Here is a 1,710-nt window from a genome sequence, read left to right on the forward strand (position 1 = left end):
GCTGCGGGTGCTGCTGCACCTTCTCCAGCTGCGGCGGCATCGCCGGCACGCCCTGCGCGGCCAGCCGCCCCTGCAGCTCCAGCATCGCGACATTCATCGTCAGCGCGGCCTTCACGATGCTGTGCGTGCGCGCGGCACTCCAGCCGAGGCGGCGCGCCATCAGGCAGCACAGCAGCGCGCTGTGCAGCGAATGCGTCACCCCGTACAGCAGCATGCGCGGCCGGTCCTTGCGCACCGACAGGAAGATGCCGATGTCGGGATCGCGCTCGATCAACGCGACCAGGCTGCCCGCGAACTCGTCGATGCGCGCCGGAAAGCCCGGCTCGGCCAGGCTCTTCAGCAGCCGGTCGAGCCGCCACAGCGTCTTCTCCCACAGGTCGAACAGGTTGGCAGGGCGCGCTTCCCGGGGCTGCGCCGCGCGGGCCACCGCCTTCACCTCTTCCAGGTCGACATACGCGCCGCGCCGCAGCAGGGCCTGCAACTGGCCGTCGTCGACGAACACATGGCCCTTGGCCAGCAGCAGCACGCCACCCTCGTCCCGCACGCCCCAGGGCAGCGGAGCCCCCAGGCGAACCTGGGATTGCACCAATCTGAGCAGTTCCATCTCTCGACCTCCACGCGACTCCCCGCGGTGCGGAGGCACCGGGGCTTGCGTGGATGTCGACGCCGCACGGGGCGCCGGCAAGAGGACATGCGTCACCTCCCGGTGCGCATGCTCCCGGTCCGATCAGACGCCGGTGTAGGCCGTCTTCACCGTCGTGTAGAACTCGCGGGCGTAGCTGCCCTGCTCGCGCGGGCCGTAGCTGGAACCCTTGCGGCCGCCGAACGGCACGTGGTAGTCGACGCCGGCGGTCGGCAGGTTGACCATCACCATGCCGACTTGCGCGTGGCGCTTGAAGTGCGTCGCGTACTTCAGCGAGCTGGTCGCGATGCCGGCCGACAGGCCGAACGGCGTGTCGTTGCTCACGGCCAGCGCCTCGTCGTAGTCCTTCACGCGGATCACCGAGGCCACCGGGCCGAAGATCTCCTCGCGGTTGATCGTCATGCGCTGGGTCGAATCGACGATCAGCGCCGGCGCGAGGAAGAAGCCTTCGGTCTCGGCCTTCACGCGCTGGCCGCCCGCCAGCAGGCGCGCGCCTTCGGCCTGGCCGAGCTCGATGTAGCGCTCGTCCTGCTCAAGCTGCGCCTTCGAGACCACCGGGCCGATGTCGATGCCGGCGCCCAGCGCATGCCCGACCTTCAGGCCGCGCACGCGCTCGGCCAGCGCCTCGACGAATCGGTCGTGGATGCCGGCGGTGACGATCAGCCGGCTCGAGGCGGTGCAACGCTGGCCGGTCGAGAAGAACGCGCTCTGCGCGCACAGCTCCACCGCCTGCTTCAGGTCGGCGTCGTCGAGCACCACCTGCGGGTTCTTGCCGCCCATCTCGAGCTGCACCTTCGCGCCGCGCGCGACCGCGGCCTGCGCGACCTGCTTGCCCACGTTCTGCGAACCGGTGAAGCTGATCGCATCGATGCCCGGGTGGTCGACGATGGCCTGCCCGACCTCGCGGCCGGCGCCCATCACCAGGTTGAACACGCCCGCCGGCAGGCCGGCGCGCGTGATGATCTCGGCCAGCGCCCAGGCCGAGCCCGGCACCAGATCAGCGGGCTTGAACACCACGCAGTTGCCGAACGCGAGCGCCGGCGCGATCTTCCACGCGGGGATCGCGA

Annotated in this window: 1 protein-coding gene and 1 pseudogene; both read right to left on the reverse strand. The window is 70.5% G+C overall.

Translation table 11 applies throughout. The features are described from left to right. Positions 1-604: pseudogene (locus AC1D01_RS33455) on the reverse strand (HD-GYP domain-containing protein); the annotation flags it as partial. A 123-nt stretch (positions 605-727) separates the two neighbouring features. After that, on the reverse strand, positions 728-1,710 hold a 983-nt coding region (locus AC1D01_RS33460), incomplete at its 5' end, for an aldehyde dehydrogenase family protein (RefSeq protein WP_477873777.1).

This window comes from Rhizobacter sp. P3_B12 (genome assembly GCF_056402895.1).